The sequence below is a fragment of the Komagataeibacter sp. FXV3 genome, from assembly GCF_015155755.1.
Classification (GTDB): Bacteria; Pseudomonadota; Alphaproteobacteria; order Acetobacterales; family Acetobacteraceae; genus Komagataeibacter.
Genome location: NZ_VWPI01000179.1, coordinates 1 through 4,031 on the forward strand (window position 1 = coordinate 1; position 4,031 = coordinate 4,031).

Consider the following 4,031-nt stretch of genomic DNA (forward strand, 5'->3'; position numbering starts at 1 on the left):
CGCTGGGTGGTTGAACGAACATTCGCCTGGCTGGGACGGTGCAGGCGGCTCGCCAAAGATTGGGAAAAGTCCATTGCTTCCTCAACCGCATGGACATTGATCGCCTCGATCCGCATGCTCACACGACCGACGGACAGCAAGGCATTATCAAGCTTGAAAAACTTTCGGATCGGGCTCTAACAGGCCCTAGATGTTGATGTGCTCTGGAGATCTGCTGTTTTATATATTTACTGTTATAATTCCTCATGTTATCCTAGTATTTTTATAATGTAGGGCACAATTGATGCGGGTATTATTGACTGGAGGTTGCGGGTTTATCGGTTCTGCTGTGGTAAGGCACCTTGTCCACAAGACGGAACACAGCGTAATCAATGTCGACTGCATGACTTATGCAGCGTCGCCAGATGCTGTAGCAGAGGTCGCTTCGAGTGATCGTTACCTTCATGTGCCTGCCAGTATCCTTGATGCTGCCGCGATGAAGCATCTGTTTGAAACCCACAAGCCTGACGCTGTCATGCATCTTGCGGCAGAAAGTCATGTGGACCGTTCCATCGACGGGCCCGGGGTGTTCATGCAGACCAACGTTATCGGCACCTATACGCTGCTGGAAGCCGCGCATGCCTACTGGAAGGGGCTGGATAACGCCCGGCAGAAGGCATTCCGTTTCCATCATATCTCGACCGATGAAGTCTTCGGGCATCTGGATGTCAACGATCCGCCCTTTACCGAAACCACGCCTTATGATCCCCGCAGCCCGTATTCCGCATCGAAGGCAGCGTCCGACCATCTCGTCCGGGCATGGTACCACACCTATGGTCTGCCTACCTTCGTAACCAATACGACAAATAACTACGGTATCTGGCATTTTCCCGAAAAGCTTGTCCCGCTTGTGACCATCAACGCCATCGAGGGCAAGGAGCTACCGGTTTACGGCAAGGGCGAGAACATTCGCGACTGGCTGTTTGTCGAAGACCATGCCGAGGCGCTGGTAAAGGCGGTCGAACACGGACAACCGGGTGAAACCTACGCCATCGGTGCACGCCAGCCCCGCATGAACCTGCAGGTCGTCAAGACCATCTGCGCCGTGTTGGACGAACTCGTCCCCGACCCCAAGGGGCCGCGTGAACGCCTGATCCGTTTTGTTACGGACCGTCCAGGACATGACTTCCGTTATGAGATTGATCCCAGCCATGCCGAGCAGGCGCTTGACTGGAAGGCCCGACATGATTTTGAAACGGGCATCCGGCGCACGGTGCAGTGGTATCTGGACAATCGCGCTTGGTGGGAAGGCATCCGCGCGCAACGCTACACAGGTCAGAGACTGGGAACCCAAGCATGACAACCGCATCCGTAACACAGCCCGCACCGATGAAGGGTATCCTGCTGGCTGGCGGGTCCGGAACACGCCTGCATCCGATGACGCTGGCCACGTCAAAGCAATTGCTGCCTGTCTATGACAAGCCAATGATCTATTATCCCCTGACAACGCTGATGCTAGCAGGGATTCAGGATATCCTGATCATTACCACACCGCAGGATATGCCGCAGTTCCAGCGGCTTTTAGGGGATGGATCGCAGTTCGGGGTCCGTTTTGCCTACCGTGTCCAGCCTTCGCCCGATGGGCTGGCACAGGCATTCGTAATCGGAGAAGACTGGATCGACGGTGCACCTTGTGCTCTGGCGCTGGGTGACAATCTGATTTTTGCTGACCATCTGGGCGGTTTGTTACGTGAGGCAGCCCAGCGGGCCAGGCAGGCGAACGGGGCAACCGTTTTTGCCTATCAGGTACGCGACCCTGAACGTTATGGCGTGGTTTCCTTCGACGCGCATGGTCGTGCACTCAATATTGTCGAAAAGCCTGAAAAGCCTGAATCGAACTGGGCCGTAACCGGGCTTTATTTTTATGATCACCGTGTGACAGAATTGGCGCGACGGGTCAGGCCCAGTGCGCGCGGCGAACTGGAAATCACCGATCTTAACAGGATGTATCTTGAGGAAGGTACGCTCAGCGTTGACCAGTTGGGTCGTGGATGCGCCTGGCTGGATGCCGGTATGTCTGACAGTCTGATGCAGGCTGGTAATTTTGTTCAGACCATCCAGTCCCGTCAGGGCATGCTGGTTGGGTCACCGACCGAAGTTGCTTACCGGATGGGATATATCGATCGTGATACCCTGCTGGCGCAGGCAAAGAAGATGGCCAAGACCGAACTGGGCTACATGCTCCGTCTTGTCGGGTAGCAGCAGGTTTAAAGGAGTAACCATTCATGAAGGTCGAGCGTCTGGACATCCCTGATGTCATTCTGATCACACCGCCCCGCTTCAGTGACAGTCGTGGTTTTTTTTCTGAAACCTATAATCTGGACCGTATGAGAGATGCAGGGATCAATCTGCCTTTCATTCAGGATAACCAGAGCCTGTCCCGGCAGAAAGGGGTCGTGCGTGGGTTGCACTGTCAGTTGGCACCGCATGAACAGGGTAAACTCGTACGCTGCACAAGAGGTGCAATCTGGGATGTAGCGGTGGATGCGCGGACCAGATCGCCCACATATGGCAAATGGGTTGCTGCTGAACTTTCGGAAGAAAACTGGTCCCAACTGTGGATTCCGCCGGGCTTCCTGCATGGTTTTGTGACCCTGGCTGACAATACGGAAGTACAGTACAAATGTACCGGTCTGTATGACAAAGCATCTGAACGGGCCGTAATCTGGAACTGTCCGCATCTGAATATCGCATGGCCGATTGCTCCGGGTGATGCAATCCTGTCTGACAAGGATCAGGTTGCTCCGCATTTTGCCGAAGCCAAAGGCTGGTTCAGTATCTGATGAATAGCGATATGCGTGGTCCCATTCTCGTCACTGGTGGCAAGGGTCAACTGGCGACTTCACTGGCAAAGCTGGGCGGTACGCGCGTAGTGGTGGTCGGACGTCCGGAATTTGACTTCGACAGACCCGAAACCATTGCTGCAGCGATTGAAAAATATCGTCCCGCCTTTGTCGTGAATGCAGCGGCATGGACTGCTGTTGATCTGGCGGAAAGTGAAGTGGAAGGGGCCACTCGTGCCAATGAAACGGGTCCAGCTGAACTGGCCCGAGTCTGCGCGCGACATAATATTCCATTAATCCACGTTTCAACGGATTATGTATATGCGGGCGATAAAGGGGAGCCGTATGTTGAAACGGATCCGATCAGCCCCCAGACTGTGTATGGACGTACCAAGGCGGCAGGAGAACAGGCTGTACTGACCGCACATCCCAAGACCCTCATTCTGAGAACGGCGTGGGTTTATTCGTCCCATGGGAAAAACTTCGTGCGCACCATGATCAATGCAGGTGCAAAAAATCCCGAGTTGAAGGTGGTTGGTGACCAGTTCGGCAATCCAACCTGTTCCGATGATCTGGCTGCCGGCATTCTGGCAATAATTGAAAAGTTGCAGCTGGGATGGCAAGACGCTTACGCTGGCATTTATCATGCAACCGGCTCAGGAATGACAACATGGCATGGACTTGCCGTGGCAGTGCTGCAGGAAGCTGCTAAATCTGGGCGTCCCATGCCGGAAATAATGGCAATTCGTACGGAAGATTGGCCAACACCGGCCAAGCGCCCAAAAGATTCACGTCTTGATGGAACAAAGCTTGAAAAGACCTTTGGTGTGAAATTGCCGGAATGGCAGGAAAGCGTAAAACAGACAGTTAAGGATATACTGCACGGGTAATGGTATCTACTGTGTGCCCTCAAGCCTATTGGATATCGCCCCATCTGTTCAAAAGGAGCAATTTCTCACATATTGTGTGTACAATGGACGGCCTGGCTGCTTTCCTCTACTCCTCGGTGACTTTACAGAAACGGATATCCTTCTAAGAGCCCGATCCGAAAGTTTTTCAAGCTTGATAATGCCTTGCTGTCCGTCGTGTGAGCATGCGGATCGAGGCGATCAATGTCCATGCGGTTGAGGAAGCAATGGACTTTTCCCAATCTTTGGCGAGCCGCCTGCACCGTCCCAGCCAGGCGAATGTTCGTTCAACCACCCAGCG

At 53.8% G+C, this 4,031-nt stretch carries 6 protein-coding genes; 5 read left to right on the top strand and 1 reads right to left on the bottom strand.

What is annotated here, in order from left to right:
* The 5 genes from F1542_RS16690 to rfbD all read left to right on the top strand — a co-directional run.
* On the top strand, nucleotides 1-180 hold a 180-nt coding region (locus tag F1542_RS16690; protein ID WP_193733983.1), incomplete at its 5' end, for a transposase.
* A gap of 103 nt (nucleotides 181-283) precedes the next feature.
* On the top strand, nucleotides 284-1,339 hold the full coding sequence (rfbB, locus tag F1542_RS16695) for a dTDP-glucose 4,6-dehydratase (RefSeq protein ID WP_193733984.1): 1,056 nt from the start codon (nucleotides 284-286) through the stop codon (nucleotides 1,337-1,339).
* 29 nt (nucleotides 1,340-1,368) lie between these two features.
* Nucleotides 1,369-2,238, top strand: coding sequence for a glucose-1-phosphate thymidylyltransferase RfbA (gene rfbA, locus F1542_RS16700; protein WP_193733985.1), 870 nt, complete (start codon nucleotides 1,369-1,371; stop codon nucleotides 2,236-2,238).
* Between the two features lie 26 nt (nucleotides 2,239-2,264).
* A complete protein-coding gene (rfbC, locus tag F1542_RS16705) occupies nucleotides 2,265-2,822 on the top strand; it encodes a dTDP-4-dehydrorhamnose 3,5-epimerase (protein WP_193733986.1) in 558 nt (185 codons plus the stop codon).
* Entirely contained in the window at nucleotides 2,822-3,712 is an 891-nt protein-coding gene (gene rfbD / locus F1542_RS16710) for a dTDP-4-dehydrorhamnose reductase (RefSeq protein ID WP_193733987.1), read from the top strand. Before rfbC ends, rfbD begins: the two co-directional genes overlap by 1 nt.
* Before the next feature lie 166 nt (nucleotides 3,713-3,878).
* Here rfbD and F1542_RS16715 read toward each other — a convergent pair.
* The coding region (locus tag F1542_RS16715) for a transposase (RefSeq protein ID WP_193731790.1) at nucleotides 3,879-4,031 on the bottom strand (153 nt) is incomplete at its 5' end.